Origin of the sequence: Streptomyces sp. NPDC051987, assembly GCF_040680735.1 — a bacterium.
Classification (GTDB): Bacteria; Actinomycetota; Actinomycetes; order Streptomycetales; family Streptomycetaceae; genus Streptomyces.
In genome coordinates this window covers 37,835-51,927 of sequence record NZ_JBFAXI010000033.1, presented here as the reverse complement: position 1 = coordinate 51,927, position 14,093 = coordinate 37,835, and the positions used below count along the sequence as shown (strand labels likewise).

Annotated in this window: 13 protein-coding genes; 3 read left to right on the top strand and 10 right to left on the bottom strand. The window is 72.2% G+C overall.

Annotated elements, in window-relative coordinates; all coding sequences use genetic code 11:
* Positions 1-2: 2 nt before the first annotated feature.
* From AB0M11_RS19630 to AB0M11_RS19610, 5 genes are all read right to left on the bottom strand, one after another.
* Positions 3-1,145 carry an LLM class flavin-dependent oxidoreductase gene (locus tag AB0M11_RS19630; protein WP_365707056.1) on the bottom strand — a complete coding sequence of 381 codons (1,143 nt, stop codon included), beginning with the start codon at positions 1,143-1,145 and terminating at the stop codon, positions 3-5.
* 27 nt (positions 1,146-1,172) lie between these two features.
* The gene (locus AB0M11_RS19625; protein ID WP_365707054.1) at positions 1,173-2,357 is read right to left on the bottom strand and encodes an SfnB family sulfur acquisition oxidoreductase; all 1,185 of its coding nucleotides are present in this window, start codon (positions 2,355-2,357) and stop codon (positions 1,173-1,175) included.
* Between the two features lie 4 nt (positions 2,358-2,361).
* Positions 2,362-2,919, bottom strand: coding sequence for an NADPH-dependent FMN reductase (gene ssuE, locus AB0M11_RS19620; protein WP_365707052.1), 558 nt, complete (start codon positions 2,917-2,919; stop codon positions 2,362-2,364).
* 31 nt (positions 2,920-2,950) lie between these two features.
* Positions 2,951-4,072 carry a dimethylsulfone monooxygenase SfnG gene (gene sfnG / locus AB0M11_RS19615; protein ID WP_365707050.1) on the bottom strand — a complete coding sequence of 374 codons (1,122 nt, stop codon included), beginning with the start codon at positions 4,070-4,072 and terminating at the stop codon, positions 2,951-2,953.
* A 135-nt stretch (positions 4,073-4,207) separates the two neighbouring features.
* Positions 4,208-4,285, bottom strand: a complete 78-nt coding sequence (locus AB0M11_RS19610; RefSeq protein WP_351405193.1) for a putative leader peptide — start codon at positions 4,283-4,285, stop codon at positions 4,208-4,210.
* A gap of 143 nt (positions 4,286-4,428) precedes the next feature.
* Between AB0M11_RS19610 and AB0M11_RS19605 the strand changes: the two genes are divergently transcribed.
* Positions 4,429-5,349 carry a LysR family transcriptional regulator gene (locus tag AB0M11_RS19605; protein ID WP_365707048.1) on the top strand — a complete coding sequence of 307 codons (921 nt, stop codon included), beginning with the start codon at positions 4,429-4,431 and terminating at the stop codon, positions 5,347-5,349.
* A 513-nt stretch (positions 5,350-5,862) separates the two neighbouring features.
* Here AB0M11_RS19605 and glpK read toward each other — a convergent pair.
* Positions 5,863-7,383 carry a glycerol kinase GlpK gene (gene glpK, locus AB0M11_RS19600; RefSeq protein ID WP_365707046.1) on the bottom strand — a complete coding sequence of 507 codons (1,521 nt, stop codon included), beginning with the start codon at positions 7,381-7,383 and terminating at the stop codon, positions 5,863-5,865.
* 42 nt (positions 7,384-7,425) lie between these two features.
* Positions 7,426-8,193, bottom strand: a complete 768-nt coding sequence (locus AB0M11_RS19595) for an IclR family transcriptional regulator (RefSeq protein ID WP_365707044.1) — start codon at positions 8,191-8,193, stop codon at positions 7,426-7,428.
* Between the two features lie 199 nt (positions 8,194-8,392).
* Between AB0M11_RS19595 and AB0M11_RS19590 the strand changes: the two genes are divergently transcribed.
* Complete coding sequence (locus tag AB0M11_RS19590) at positions 8,393-8,818, top strand: ATP-binding protein (protein WP_365707042.1); 426 nt, start codon at positions 8,393-8,395, stop codon at positions 8,816-8,818.
* A gap of 55 nt (positions 8,819-8,873) precedes the next feature.
* On the opposite strand, the gene AB0M11_RS19585 is transcribed toward AB0M11_RS19590, so the two are convergent.
* Together AB0M11_RS19585 and AB0M11_RS19580 are read right to left on the bottom strand one after the other, a co-directional pair.
* Positions 8,874-10,082 carry a PP2C family protein-serine/threonine phosphatase gene (locus tag AB0M11_RS19585; protein WP_365707129.1) on the bottom strand — a complete coding sequence of 403 codons (1,209 nt, stop codon included), beginning with the start codon at positions 10,080-10,082 and terminating at the stop codon, positions 8,874-8,876.
* A 215-nt stretch (positions 10,083-10,297) separates the two neighbouring features.
* The gene (locus AB0M11_RS19580; RefSeq protein WP_365707040.1) at positions 10,298-11,056 is read right to left on the bottom strand and encodes an IclR family transcriptional regulator C-terminal domain-containing protein; all 759 of its coding nucleotides are present in this window, start codon (positions 11,054-11,056) and stop codon (positions 10,298-10,300) included.
* A 616-nt stretch (positions 11,057-11,672) separates the two neighbouring features.
* Between AB0M11_RS19580 and AB0M11_RS19575 the strand changes: the two genes are divergently transcribed.
* Positions 11,673-12,953 (top strand): MFS transporter, encoded by a 1,281-nt coding sequence (locus tag AB0M11_RS19575; RefSeq protein ID WP_365707038.1) that lies wholly within the window; start codon positions 11,673-11,675, stop codon positions 12,951-12,953.
* A 126-nt stretch (positions 12,954-13,079) separates the two neighbouring features.
* Here the strand turns inward: AB0M11_RS19575 and AB0M11_RS19570 are convergent, their stop codons facing one another.
* Complete coding sequence (locus AB0M11_RS19570) at positions 13,080-13,265, bottom strand: hypothetical protein (RefSeq protein WP_365707036.1); 186 nt, start codon at positions 13,263-13,265, stop codon at positions 13,080-13,082.
* Between the last annotated feature and the right edge of the window lie 828 nt (positions 13,266-14,093).

Genomic DNA, 14,093 nt, shown 5'->3' with positions numbered 1-14,093 from the left:
CCTCAGGACGCGAACGGCACCTGCGCCGCGGACGCCTCGCCCGTCCCGGCGGGGTGCCGCCACACGCCCTGCGCGGCCAGCCGGGGCAGCACCCCCTCCCCGAACCAGTACGCCTCCTCCAGGTGCGGGTACCCGGACAGCACGAACTCCTCGATGCCCAGCGCGGCGTACTCCCTGATCCGTTCGGCGACCTCGTCGTGCGAACCGACCAGGGCGGTCCCGGCGCCACCCCGTACCAGGCCGATCCCCGCCCACAGGTTCGGGTGGATCTCCAGCGCGTCCCGCCGGCCGCCGTGCAGCGCCAGCATCCGCCGCTGCCCCTCGGACTCGCTGCGGGCGAGCCCCGACTGCACCGACCGCACGGTCTGCGGATCGAACCCCTCCAGCAGCCGGGCCGCCTCGGCCCACGCCTGCTCGGCCGTGTCCCGGGTGATGGCGTGCAGCCGGATCCCGAACCGCAGGGTGCGCCCCCGCTGCGCCGCGAGCCCCCGGATCCAGGCGATCTTCTCCGCCACCTGGGCCGGCGGCTCCCCCCAGGTCAGGTACACGTCCACATGGCGGGCCGCGACCTCGCCCGCGACCGGCGAGGACCCTCCGAAGTACACCTCGGGCACCGGCTCCGGCAGCCGGGCCAGTCTGGCGTCCTCGACCCGCAGGTGCGCACCGTCCAGATCGACCGTCCTGCCCTCCCACAGCCCGCGCACGATCTCCAGGAACTCACCGGTACGGCGGTACCGCGCGTCCTTGTCGAGGAAGTCCCCGTAGGCCCGCTGCTCGTGGCTCTCGCCCCCGGTCACCACGTTGAGCAGCAGCCGGCCGCCGGACTGCCGCTGGAAGGTGGACGCCATCTGGGCGGCGAGCGTCGGCGAGACGAACCCCGGCCGGAAGGCGACCAGGAACTTCAGCCGCTCGGTGTGCCGGCTGACCATCGCCGTGGTCAGCCATGCGTCCTCGCACCAGGCGCCGGTCGGGGTGAGTGCCCCGACGAAGCCGAGGTCCTCCGCCGCCCTCGCGATCTGGCTCAGATAGGCCACCGTCGGCGGCCGGTCCCGTCCGGAGGCCGTCGCCGGGGTGCCGTGGCCGCCGCCGACGACATGCCGGCTGTCCCCGTTGGTGGGCAGGAACCAGTGGAAGGTGAGGGACACGAGGGGGTCTCCGTTCGTGAGTGCGCGTCAGAGCAGGCCGTGGCGGGGCGGCAGGGTGCCGCTCAGGACGTACCGGCCGATGTGCTGGATCTTCCAGCGGGCCGGATCGTGCAGGGTGTGCGTGCGGGCGTCCCGCCAGTGCCGGTGCAGGTTGAGGGAGTTGAGGGCCGAGCGGGTGCCGGACACCTCGAAGAGCGCCCCGGCGACGGTCACGGCCGTCTCGGCCGCCTGCACCTTCGCGGCGGCCACCGCGACGGACGCCTCGGCGGCCGAGCCGTCGGTGAGTTCGGCCCCGGCCGCGTCGACCGTGCGGGCGGCCTCCCGCAGCAGTGCCTCGGACGCCCTGGTCCGGACCGCGAGTTCACCGAACCGCTGGATCAGCAGCGGGTCCTCGGCGGCGGTCTCCGCCCCGCTCTCGAACCAGGGCCGGCTCCGGGTCCGTACGAACTCCGCGGCCTCGGCCAGCGCTCCCTGGGCGATCCCCACGTCGATGGCGGCGTGCAGCAACTGGGCGACGGCGCCGTGCAGCTGGGGCCCCCGGAAGGTCAGGTGGTGCGGCAGCACGCGGTCGGCGGGCACGCCCACGCCGTCCAGCCGGACCGTGCCGCTGGCGGTCGTCCGCTGCCCCATGCCGTCCCAGTCGTCGACGACGGTGAGGCCGGGGGCGTCCCGCGGGACGTACGCCACGTGCAGTTCGTCGTCCTCGGCGCGGGCCAGGACCGGGATCCAGTCGGCGAAGAGGGCGCCCGTGGAGTAGTGCTTGACTCCGGTCAGCAGGTGGGAGCCGTCGGGCCGGCGCTCCAGCCGGGTCCGGATGTCCTGCACGTGCCGGGTACCGGCCTCGGACTGGGCGTTGCCGAAGCGGCGGCCGGCGAGCAGTTCGGCGAAGAAGAACTTCCGCTGTTCGTCGGTCCCCTGACGGCGGATCACGTTGACGTACACGAAGTGGCTCTGCGGGATCTGGGCGAGGCTGCCGTCGGCCGAGCCGAGGACGCGGAAGATCTCCGCGAGGGTCAGGGCGTCGACGTCGGCGCCGCCGTACTCGGCCGGCACGGTGACGCCGAGCAGCCCCGAGGCCGACAGGCGGTCCAGCTCGGCGCGGGGCAGCCGGCGTTCGGCGTCCCGTTCGGCGGCCCCGGCCCGGAACTCGTCGGCCAGGGCCGCCGCCACGGCGAGCGCCTCGGTGTCGTCGGCGATGACGTGGGCGGGCATCGGATCAGCTCGCCGCGGCCAGGACCGGCGTGCGGCCGAGGAGCGCCGCCGAGAACTGGTCGACGACCGGGGCGAGTGCCTCGGCCGCGGCCGGTGCCAGGAGCAGCGTGCCGTCCTCCCCCACGGTGATGTCCTTGTCGAGGGTGAACCAGCCCTGGACTATGTGGGCGGCGCCCATGGAGGTGAGGACCGGTCGCAGCGCGTAGTCGATGGCGAGGACGTGCGCGACGGAGCCGCCGGTGGCCAGCGGCAGCACGGTCTTGCCGCTGAGCGCGTACTGCGGGAGCAGGTCCAGCAGGGCCTTGAGGACACCGGAGTACGACGCCTTGTAGACGGGGGTGGCGACGACGACCCCGTCGGCGCGGGCGAACAGTTCGGTGGCCTCGACGATCGCCGGGTGCCGGAAGTCTGCGCCGAGCAGGGCTTCGGCGGGGACGGTGCGGACGTCGAGCGGGATCACCTCGTGGCCCTGGGCGGCCAGCCGCTGGTCCAGGTGGCGCAGCAGGCGGCCGGTGCGGGAGGAGGCGGAGGGACTGCCGGAGACGGACAGGACGGTGGCCATGGAGCTGCCTCTTTCGTGACGTCGCAGGGGGTCAGGCGTGGGCCGGGGCGGGCTCGGGCGCGCCGTCGGGGAGTTGGGCCTCCAGTTCGCGGACCAGGGGCAGTACGCGCCTGCCGAAGTACTCGACCTCCTCGTGGTAGTGCAGGAAGCCGAGCAGGAGGAGGTCGACGCCGAGCTTCTTGTAGGCGACGATCCGTTCGGCGATCTGTTCCGGGGTGCCGATCAGGCCGGTGCGGAAGCCGTCGTTGTACTGGACGAGGTCCTCGAAGGTGGAGTCCTGCCACATGCCCTTGCCGTCGGCGGCGGACCGGCCGGCCTGCCTGACGGCGGCGCCGAAGCCCTCGACGGCATCGCGGTCGGCCTTGGCGATGATCTCGCGGAGGGTGTCGCGCGCCTCGGCCTCGGTGTCGCGGGCGATGAGGAAGCCGTTGAGGCCGAACTTCGGTGCGGTGCGGCCCGCTTCGGCGGCGGACGCGCGGACGTCGTGGAGCTGCTCGACGACGCCGTCGATGTCCTTGCCGTTGGAGAAGTACCAGTCGGAGACGCGGCCCGCCATGGCGCGGGCGGCGGTGGAGTTGCCGCCCTGGAAGATCTCCGGGTGCGGGCGCTCGGGGGTGCTGAGCGGCTTGGGCTTGAGGGAGAAGTCCCGCAACCGGTAGAAGTCACCGGCGAGTTCGGTGTGGTCCTCGGTCCAGATCTGGCGCAGCGCGCGGATGAACTCCTCGGCCCGCCGGTACCGTTCGTCGTGCTCAAGCCAGGGCTCGCCGAGCGCGGTGAACTCCCCCTTGAACCAGCCGGACACGACGTTGACGGCGAAGCGGCCGTTCGACAGGTGGTCGGCGGTGGCGCCGAGTTTGGCGAGGACGCCGGGGTGCCAGAGGCCGGGGTGGACGGCGGCGATCACCTTGAGGCGCTCGGTGGCGAGCAGCAGGGCGAGGCTGAAGCTGGTCGACTCGTGCTGGTACTCGGCGCCGTAGCTGGCCATGTAGCGGACCTGGCTGAGCGCGTAATCGAAGCCGTTGTTCTCGGCGAGGACGGCGAGTTCGCGGTTGTACTCGTATCCCCAGTCGGTGCGTTGCTCGATCGTGCTGGTGACGAGTCCTCCGCTGACGTTGGGAACCCAGTAGGCGAATTTCACGGGCGCGGCGGGCATGCGGAACTCCTGTCGCGGGTTTCGGGCACGCCGGGATCCGGAAAGGGGTGCGCGGCGCGTCGAAAGCGCTGGCACGGTGAATTCCGGCGGCAGGAAGAGGAAGGGGGGAGAGAGCGGCGGATCTCGGGGAGGCGATCAGGCCGCGGCGCGACAGGAGGCGCTGGAGACGCGCGCGAGGTCGACGTGGCGTCGCCGCGTGAGGTCCAGTCGCATCTTCATGCCGTCGATGGTGGCAGTCGGTACGGAAGACCGTCAAGGAAAACCCGACCGTTCTCGCATCGCGGACCATTGAATTTCACGAACGTGTGACAGGGAAACCCTTGAACGCGCCCCGGACGACGGCGCAATCTGCCGGGGTGCGGACCGAACAGCTGGAATACATTGCGACGGTGACCCGGCTCGGCTCGCTGCGCCGGGCGGCCGACGAACTGCGCCTGTCGCAGCCCGCGTTGAGTGAGACCGTGCGGAACCTGGAGCGGGAGCTCGGTGTCGACCTGCTGGAGCGCAAGCGCACCGGCGCGACGATGAGCGCGGCGGGGCAGGAGTTGATGCCGCACATCGTCCAGGTGCTGGAGGCGGTGGACCGGTTGCGGGTGGCGGCGGGCGAGCAGCACCGCATCAGCCGGATGGTGCGCGTCGGCACGGTCAACGCGGCGACCGTGCCGCTGCTCATCCCGGTGCTGCGGGACTTCCGGGCCACGCATCCGGTCACCCAGGTCGAGGTGGTGGGCGCGCAGCAGACGGAGATCCAGCGGGGCCTCGCCGAGGGCGGTCTCGACCTGGGGCTGGTGAACCATCTCGACGGCGACGACGTGCCGGCCGGCTTCGAGGCCACCGAACTGCTGCGCGGACGGCCGGTGGTGTGCGTACGGCCGGACAGCCCGCTGGCCCGCCGGGCCGAGGTGTCGGCCGACGACCTGCTCACGGTGCCGCTGATCGCCATGCGCACCGGCTATGTGATGCACCGCTATGTGCACCGGCTGCTGGCGGACCGCACCCCCGTCTTCTCGTACTCGACGGACGGTGCCGAGATGGGCAAGCTCATGGTCGCGGAGGGGCTGGGCGCGACGGTGCTGCCCGACTTCAGCGTGGTCGGGGACCCGCTGGAGCGTGGCGGGACGATCGTGTGCCGGCCGCTGGCCGGGGACGCCACCGAGGTGGTGCTGATGCTCCAGCGCCGGCGGGCGGAGTCGGTGCCGCGGGCCGCGGGGGACCTGTACGAGACGTTCGTGCGCCGGGCGGCCGACCTGGGCGGCACGGTACCGCGGCAGCCGTGATGCCGGCGGCCCGCCCGGGGCCGGTTCGCCGCGGTGGCCGGGTCAGTGGTCGCGGGCGGCATGACGGGTTCCCTCCGGGCGGTGCGTCTGTCTCTTGCCTTGCGCCTGCGGCGGGGGACTTCCCGGCGTCTGCCCGGACGCTCGTGGGAGCCCTGCCGTCACCAGCACCATGATGGCGGTCAGCAATTCCCCGGTGGTGAGAATGTCTTCGGATTTTTCCATGCCATTCCCGGCGTCGTCGAATACCGACCGTTTCCTTCGGCACATCCGCCCGGAGAAATCTACCTGCCCGCAACAGTAAGCCGCCTCACTCTTTCTCACGAGATACGGGACAGGCCAGAAAGCCCACACAACGGACCATTAGAACGACTAACAGCCCACCGCCTGTCCTATTTTATGCAGAACTCCGGCCGGTACCCCCGGAGAGGCGAGCGGACCCGCCCATTATTCCAGCCATCCGAAAGGGGAAGTCCATCCGCGCCTCGCACCGGCTCATCGGCGGACCGGCGTCACTCAGCGGGCCCCGGGCGAGGTGATCCAGCCCAGTGACCGTTCGACGGCCCGCTGCCAGTTGTCGTACTCGGACTCCCGGTGGCCGGGGTCCATGGCCGGCAGCCAGCGGGCGGCCGGGTGCCAGTTGCGGCGCAGGACCTCCAGGTCGGACCAGTAGCCGGCGGCGAGCCCGGCGGCGTAGCCGGCCCCCAGGGACACCGTCTCGGAGACCATGGGCCGGACGACGGGCACGTCGAGCACGTCGGCGACGAACTGCATGAGCAGGTTGTCCGCCGTCATGCCGCCGTCCACCTTCAGCTCCTTCAGGGCCACCGAGGAGTCGGCGTTCATGGCGTCGACGACCTCGCGGGTCTGCCAGCCGGTGGCCTCCAGGACGGCTCGGGCCAGGTGCCCGCTGGTGATGTAGGAGGTGAGGCCGACGATGACGCCGCGCGCGTCGCTGCGCCAGCGGGGCGCGAACAGGCCGGAGAAGGCGGGGACGATGTAGCAGCCCCCGTTGTCCTCGACGGTCCGCGCGAGCGTTTCGATCTCCGGCGCGCTGCTGATCAGTCCCAGCCGGTCGCGGAACCACTGGACCAGCGCCCCGGTGACGGCGATCGACCCCTCCAGGGCGTACACCGGCGGCCGGTCCCCGATCTGGTAGGCGACCGTCGTGAGCAGTCCGTGCCGGGACCGTACGACATCGGTACCGGTGTTGAGCAGCAGAAAGCTGCCCGTTCCGTAGGTGCACTTGGCTTCGCCCGGGGAGAAGCAGGTCTGGCCGAAGAGCGCCGCCTGCTGGTCGCCGAGCGCCGCCGTGATGGGGACCCCGGGAAGCAGCGCGCGGGCCTCCCCGTAGGTCTCCGCGGAGGGCCGGATCTCGGGGAGCATCGGACGGGGCACGCCGAAGAACGCGAGGAGCTCCTCGTCCCAGCCGAGCGTGTGGATGTTCATCAGCATGGTGCGGCTGGCGTTGGTGGCGTCGGTGATGTGCAGACCGCCGTCGGCGCCTCCGGTGAGGTTCCAGACGAGCCAGCTCTCCATGGTGCCGAACAGCACCTCGCCGTCCTTGGCGCGCTCTTCCAGGCCTTTGACGTGGTCGAACAGCCAGCGGATCCGCAGCGCCGAGAAGTAGGTGGAGGGCGGCAGGCCGCACCGGTCGAGGAAGAACTCCTCGCCGGGCCGCCGCCTGAACTCCTCGACCAGCGGCGCCGTGCGCGTGTCCTGCCAGACGAGGGCCCGGCCGAGCGGGGTGCCCGTGCGGCGGTCCCAGAGCACCGTCGTCTCCCGCTGGTTGGCCAGGCCGATGGCGGCGATCCGCGACCCGTCGACCGTCGCACCGGAGCCGGTCAGCACCTCGGAGACCACGCGTCGCACGTTGTTCCAGATCTCGACGGCGTCGTGCTCGACCCAGCCGGGCCTGGGGAAGTGCTGCTGGTGTTCGCGCTGCGCGACGGAGACCAGTCGGCCGCCCTGGTCGAACAGGATGCAGCGCGTGGAATTTGTGCCCTGATCGATGGCCATCACATAACGCTCCACCATGATCGGGTCCGCCTTCCGATGGGTCGCGGAGGAAGCCGGCGCCTACCAGCGTGCGGCGCCCAGGTCTCTGGAGATCGCCCGTGCGGCCTCCCGGATCAGTGTGACGAGGCTGGGCCGGGGGCGCCCCTGGCCGTCGCAGATCCGCTCGACCGGCCCGGACAGCCCGATGGCGCCCACGACCAGGCCGCCGTGCCCCCGGATCGGGACCGCGAGCCCCGCCTCGCCCATGCTCATCTCCTGGTTCTCGACCGCCCAGCCCTGTTCCCGGACCTCGGCGAGTGCCCGGGTGAGCTGTGCCTCGGTGACCAGGGTGTGCCGGGTGTAGGCCTCCAGCCCGGATTCCACGGCGGAGTCCAGGGGCGCGGTCCCGTAGGCGAGCAGCACCTTGCCCAGCGAGGAGGCGTGCAGGGGCAGCAGCGCACCCACGTCCAGGGTCTGGAGGGTGTCGTCCGGCCGGAACACGTGGTGCACGACCAGGACCATGCCTTCCAGGGGGGTGCCCAGGCGTACGGCCTCCCCGCTGCGGGCGGCCAGTGCGTCGGCCCAGTTGATGGACCGGGACCGCAGCTCGTTGACGTCCAGGTAGCTCGTGCCGAGATGCAGCAGAGCGGCTCCGAGCTGGTATTTCCCGGTAGCCGCGTCCTGCTCCACGAAGTCCACGTGCTGGAGCGTGCGAAGGATGCCGTGCGCGGTTCCCTTGGCCAGCCCGAGAGAAGCCGCCACCTCCCCGAGCCCGAGTCGGCGAGGCCCACCGGCGAGCAGGCGCAGAATCGCGGCCGCCCGTTCGATCGACTGGACCGGACCGGTCATGAAGCGAGCTTATTACCGTCCGGGGCGGTCTGCCGTACGGGCTCGATGCGCCCTGACACGCGAGGGGAGGGCGGCGTTCGGTAATGCCGACCGCCATTCATTGACCGGCCCGGCGCCGGTCCCTAGCGTGCATGGAGGCCTGGCAACGTGCCGAGGCACGAGATGCCGGGCCGGTGACACGGACCCCTGGAGACACGAGATGGCGGTACAGCTCAACACGCGGGTGCGGGGGACAAGCGAACACGTCTTCCCGATGCCGCCCGTCGCCGGTGCCGTACCGGACGTACGGCGGCGCGCGGGCGCGGTCCTGGCTGCCTGGAAGGTGTCCCCCGACGTCGTCGAGGACGCGCTGCTGGTGGTGTCGGAACTGCTCACCAACGCGATCGTCCATGCGCTGCCCCCGGCGGTGCTGCGGCTCTCGTGGCAGCGGGACGGCGGACTCGGCACCCTGCGCATCGAGGTCACCGACGCGGGACCCGCGCGTACGGCGGGACAGCCGCCCGCGGGCATCGACCCGGACGAGCACGGCCGGGGCGAGGAGATCGTCCACGCGCTGGCGACCCGTTACGGCGTGGAGACGCGTTCGGGTGCGGTCACCCGGTGGGCCGATCTCGTCGCGGTGTGACCCGACGCACGACGCCCGGCGATCACCCGGTGCGATCCGAGGGGACGTCGTCCGGTCAGCGGCCGGTCACCGCCGAGAGCACGGTTCTGGTCCGTCCGGCCGGCCCGCTCGTGCCGGCGGCGGCCGGGTCGCACGGCACCCCGGCGTCGGCCCCGCCCCCGTCCTGACCTTCCTGACCGCCCTGGACCTCCGGTTCCAGGGCGGTCTTCCGCTGTGCCTGCGGTGCGGTGAGGACCTGCTCGCCCGCGGCCTGCATGCGGAGCAGGAGCAGAGCCGCGTCGTCGTGCAGGCGGCCGCCCACATGGGCCAGCAGTTCGTCGTGGACCGCGGAGAGGACCTGCTCCGGCTCGTCGGACACATGGCGGGCCACCCTCTCGGCCAGCGGGTAGAACGCGCGGTCGCGGTCGCGGGCCTCGATGACGCCGTCGGTGTAGAGCAGCAACTGATCGCCCTCGGAGAAGGGCAGGGTCTCCAGGCAGGGGGGCTCGGCGACGAGGGCGCGCAGGCCCAGGGGCGGAGCGGGACGGGTTGCCTCGACCGCGACGACCTCCCCGCACCGGGATATCAGCAGGGGCGACGCGTGTCCGCAGTTGACCATCTCCAGCTGCCCGGTTCCCGGGTGTCCGACGACCACCGCGGTGACGAAGTCGTCGGGCCCGAGGTTGCGCGCCAGGCTCCGTTCGATCCTGCCGACGACGGCGAGGAGATCGGGCTCGTCGTAGGCGGCCTCGCGGAAGACGCCGAGGACGAGTGCGGCGATCTCCACCGCCGGCAGCCCCTTGCCGCGTACGTCACCGACGATCAGCCTGACCCCGTGCGGGGTGGACACCAGGGCGTAGAGATCACCGCCGATCCGGGCCTCGGCCGCCGCCGCGCTGTAGCGGACCGCCACCTGGAACGGGCCGACGGTCTGCGGGATGGGCTTGAGGACGGCGTGCTGGGCGGCCTCCGCGACCGAGCGGACGGCGGCGAGCACCCGTTCGCGGCGCCCGCGCAACGCGCTGGCCAGGGTGCTCGCCAGGGTGACGGCCAGCAGCGCGGCGATCACGGCCGCCAGTTCGTGTCCCCGGCCGCCCTGCCTGGCGCCGAGGACCGTGCCGAGCACCGCCGCGAGGGATCCCACGCACAGGACGCCCCGGGGGCCGTTGGTGCTGGCCGCCAGGGCGGGTCCGGCGGCCAGCAGCGGCAGCCAGAACATCCCCGAGCCGACGCAGATGTCGACGAGCGCGACGCAGGAGACGATCAGAACCGGGGCCACCGGCATTCCGGCGGCCAGTTGCGAGGCGGCACGCCTGGGGGCCGGTGCCCCCGGGCCGGCCCCTGGTTTCCTGAGCGACCGCAACGGCCAGTGGTTGCCACCATGGTCTCGCGCCTGCCTCATGTCTGTGACCGCAATCCTCACCTGTACGGGCCCTAAGCCCGACTTATCCGTTTCATCCAGCAAAAGGGTTCGGTCGGCGAGCCACAAGGAGCGGGATTTCAGATAGTGAGCGAGAGGCCTCTGGTCACGCGGTCCGCCGTCAGGAGCAGCCGGCCCCGGACCTCCGGCAGGCGGGAGAGCCGCTCCGCCGGGAGGGAGACGCCGAGCGAGCCGAGCACCTCGCCGCGGTACACGGGGACGGCGACACAGACCGTGCCCAGCGCGTACTCCTCGAGGTCCGTGACGGCCGGCGCCAGGGGCGAGGAGTCGATGTTCCGGAGCAGCTCGGGGAGACTGGTGATGGTCCGCGGCGTCAGGTCGGCGAGATCGTGCCGGGAGAGGTAGTCGCGGCGGGACTCCTCGTCCAGTTCGCGCAGGACGGACTTGCCGAGCGCGGTGGCGTGTCCCGCGTCCTCGAATCCCACCCAGAGGTCGACGCGGGGCGCCCGAGGGCCGTCGACGATCTCGGCGACACTGATCTCGCCGCCCTCGTAGAAGGTCAGGTAGGTGGCGGTGGTCAGCTCGTCGCGCAGTGCGGCGAGCGCCGGCCGCACGCGGCTGAGCAGCGCCTGGGTGTGACCCGAGGTGTGCAGCGTCTGCACCTTGTCACCGAGGACGAAGCCGCCGTCGGCCAGTTTCCGGAGATACCCGTCGTGGACCATCGTCCGCAGCAGGTGATAGGCGGTGGCCAGGGGCAGCCCCGTCTCCCGCGCCAGCTGTTTCGCGGGCGCGCCGTTCTCGTGCGCGCTCACCGCCTCCAGCAGCCGGAAGGCACGCTGCACGGACATGATGAGCGTGGGGCCCTCGGGAACGCTCATGCCACCAGCGTGCGCCCGACACGCCGTGTAGGCAAGGCGCGCGCCCTTCACGACCGGTGCCGCGACCCGCGCCCGTCCGCCCACGGCGCCGGCGCGGGCCTCGTCGGGACCTCGGGACAGGGGACGGCGGCTGGTCCGCTCGGCGTCGGGACCTGCGCTTCTCCGTGAATTCCGACCCCAGGAGTCGGCACGGAAACGAACAGGTCCCGGGCGAGCCGCCGAGCGTCCGACCGGATACGGACACAACCGCCACAGACCAGGTGTATCGGCCTGAAGCGCGGCACAGACGACGGAAAGGCGGCCCGAGAAGGGCATGACACTTTTCTCCGACAGGGCCCCACGCCGTATACACCCCCTCACCTGAGAGCGGTATAGTTCAGCCGTCAACTGCCGCTGCCCGCGCGCCGTTTCCCCTTTCTTCCTCAGAGCGGAGGCCAGGTGTCCTTGGTGCGTCGCGTGCCGAGCGCGGATGCGACCCGGGCCACCACGGACTGCATAGAACAGCCCTCACGAGCATCTGCCGCAGCCTGGTCCATTCCACACATGCATTTCCACGCAGGTGACCGGGACCTCACCGTTCCCTCCCGATACATCTCATCGAAAGTCTCCCTCTTTCGTGGCCATCACCGTGCGCGAGGACCGGCCCGTCGGTCGGCATGCCGCCATTCCGTCCGGCAGTCTTTTTCGGCGGATATATGCTCCGCGCGCGTGTGACGCGCTGGCATTCTCCATGGCGACGTACGCCATGCCTCTCCTGGTCCTGACAATTACCGGTTCCGCCTCTTTGACCGGCCTGGCGTTCGCGCTGGAGTGGACTCCGCGGATCGCGGCGTTCGTCCCGGCCGGCAACGCGGTGGACCGCCGGGGTGCCGCGATCGTCTGTTTCATCGCCTCGCTCAGCCGGGCCACGGTGGTGGCGGTCGCGGCGGTCGCCCTGTTCGTGCTTCCACGGGGCACCGCCGAGACCGCGGTGGTCCTGGTCCTGGCAGCCGTGACCGGCACTCTCTCCCAGTTCGGTTTCGTCGCCAACGAGGCCGTCGGAGCGATCGTCACCCGCCGGGACCGAGCCCGGCCGCAGGGGATACAGGCAGTCCTCGTCGGCATCGACCAGACGGCCACGGTCATGGGTCCGCTGCTCGCCGGCTTCCTTCTCCTGGCGGGACCGGGGTGGATGCTCGGGTGCCTGAGCGCGGTGTCCCTGGTCGCCGCCGTGCTCGGCCTGCAGACTCCGCCGACCCCGCTGCGCGCCGCACGCGCCGAGGCCGCGGGACATGACAGCGCGCTGCGCCTCGGCCTGCGTACCTTGCTGAAGCTGCCCGCCCTGGGCTGGCTGGTGGCCGGGCTGGCCTGTTCCAACCTCGCGCTCGGACTGCTGCAGTCCGCCAGCCCGGTGATCGTGGTGGAGACCCTCGGGCGCTCTTCCGCCGACGTCGGCGCCATGTGGTCCGCCGCCGCCGTGGCCACCCTGCTGGCCATCACGTGCTGCCGACTCGTGCTGAGCCGCATCGACCTCTGGGGCGTGGGCATGGTCTCCGCGACTCTCGCGTCCGCCGCGTGCCTGGCCCTCACCCAGGCTCCGTCGTTCGCCTCCTACACCGTCCTGATTTCGATCTTCATGGCGGGAGACGGCGGCCTCACGGTCGTGCTGCGCACGGTGCGCTCGCTGATCATCCCCACCACGGCGCTCGGTGCGACGCTCTCCCTGACGATGCTCCTCCTGCTGCTGCCCTTCCCCGCGGCGGGCGTCCTCGTGGCGCTCACCCCGCCATCGCGCCTCGGCACCGTCATCCTGGCCTGCGCTCTGGTTCAGGCCGCCGCTCTGGTCGTCACCTTCACGAGGCTCCGCAACGAACCGACCCTGCGCATGGTCGCCGGCCAACGGGGGCGCGGACAGTGAGTCCGCCGGTCATCACCCGCCGGGCCGCGGGGGCCGCACGGGATCCGCGGACGGCCGGTCGCCCGTTCGGGTGAACGCGTCGCCGTCGGACCGGTCCGGCACGCCCCGCTCGACGCCCTTGGCGGGCTACCAGATCAGGCACCAGTAGTCACCGTAGTGCCCGATGCCGATACGCCGGACGTGCGGCACGAGGCCAGGGTTCGGCTGCCCCACGGCCGACAGCGAGCAGGCCGGGTCGCCGACCGCATGGGCAGCCGCCATCCGCTTGGCGGCCGCCACGGCTTGGGACGACGTGACCCAGGTGGTCGTCACCGGACCGGTGCCGGGGATCGTCGGGACCGGAGTGATGGGCCCTGGTGTCGGCGAAGGCCGCGCGGTGAGCGGGGGCGGGCTCGGCCGCGTCGTGGTGGGGGACGGCGGGGTCGGGGCCGGCGAAGGCGGGGTCGGGGCCGGGCGTGTTGTCATGAGGGACGGCGGAGGCGGAAGTGCCGTCGGCCGCGCCGTCGTGGCGGACGGCGAAGGCGGGAGCGGGGACGGGACCGGGCGCGTCGTCGTGGCGGACGCGGAGGGCGGGGGCGGAGGCGGGACCGGCCGCGTCGTCGTGGCCGACGCGGAGGGTGGAGGTGGCGAGGGCGGGACCGGCTGGCGTGGGGTCACGGGCGGTCTGGGCGTCGGCGTGGGGGCCGGTGCCGTCTTGGTGGTCGGCGTGGGGAGCGGGAGTGGGGGAAACGGGATCGCCGGGCGGGGCGTCGGCCCGATGGCGGTCGGCAACGGCGGTACCACCCCGGTCGGCCGGGGCGCGGGGGTGAGCGGGGGACGCGGCGTCGACGGGGCGGACGGACTCGGGGCCGACGGCCGCGGGGCCGACGGCCGCGGCGAAGGGGACGGGGAGGGGCTCGACGTCGACGGCGACACCGTGACCGAGCGTGACGGTGTCGCGTGCGGGGCGGTTCCGCCGCCTCCGGACGACAGCAGAGCCCAGGCCGCCAGGCCGCCCCCCACGGCGACCACGGCCGCCCCTCCCGCGATCCAGGGAGCCCGCCGTGATGGCTGCCGGTGCCGGTGCCGGTTCATGACTCACACTGTCCATCCGATCACCGACAGCCTCAAGCCGAGCGCGCTCGGTCACGGCATGGGCCG

What these genes read in the sequence shown, in the direction of transcription:
- AB0M11_RS19625 (WP_365707054.1), bottom strand. Translation starts at nt 2,357, where the DNA reads ATGCCCGCCCACGTCATCGCCGACGACACCGAGGCGCTCGCCGTGGCG.
- ssuE (WP_365707052.1), bottom strand. Translation starts at nt 2,919, where the DNA reads ATGGCCACCGTCCTGTCCGTCTCCGGCAGTCCCTCCGCCTCCTCCCGC.
- sfnG (WP_365707050.1), bottom strand. Translation starts at nt 4,072, where the DNA reads ATGCCCGCCGCGCCCGTGAAATTCGCCTACTGGGTTCCCAACGTCAGC.
- AB0M11_RS19610 (WP_351405193.1), bottom strand. Translation starts at nt 4,285, where the DNA reads ATGCGACTGGACCTCACGCGGCGACGCCACGTCGACCTCGCGCGCGTC.
- glpK (WP_365707046.1), bottom strand. Translation starts at nt 7,383, where the DNA reads ATGGTGGAGCGTTATGTGATGGCCATCGATCAGGGCACAAATTCCACG.
- AB0M11_RS19595 (WP_365707044.1), bottom strand. Translation starts at nt 8,193, where the DNA reads ATGACCGGTCCGGTCCAGTCGATCGAACGGGCGGCCGCGATTCTGCGC.
- AB0M11_RS19590 (WP_365707042.1), top strand. Translation starts at nt 8,393, where the DNA reads ATGGCGGTACAGCTCAACACGCGGGTGCGGGGGACAAGCGAACACGTC.
- AB0M11_RS19585 (WP_365707129.1), bottom strand. Translation starts at nt 10,082, where the DNA reads ATGCCGGTGGCCCCGGTTCTGATCGTCTCCTGCGTCGCGCTCGTCGAC.
- AB0M11_RS19580 (WP_365707040.1), bottom strand. Translation starts at nt 11,056, where the DNA reads ATGAGCGTTCCCGAGGGCCCCACGCTCATCATGTCCGTGCAGCGTGCC.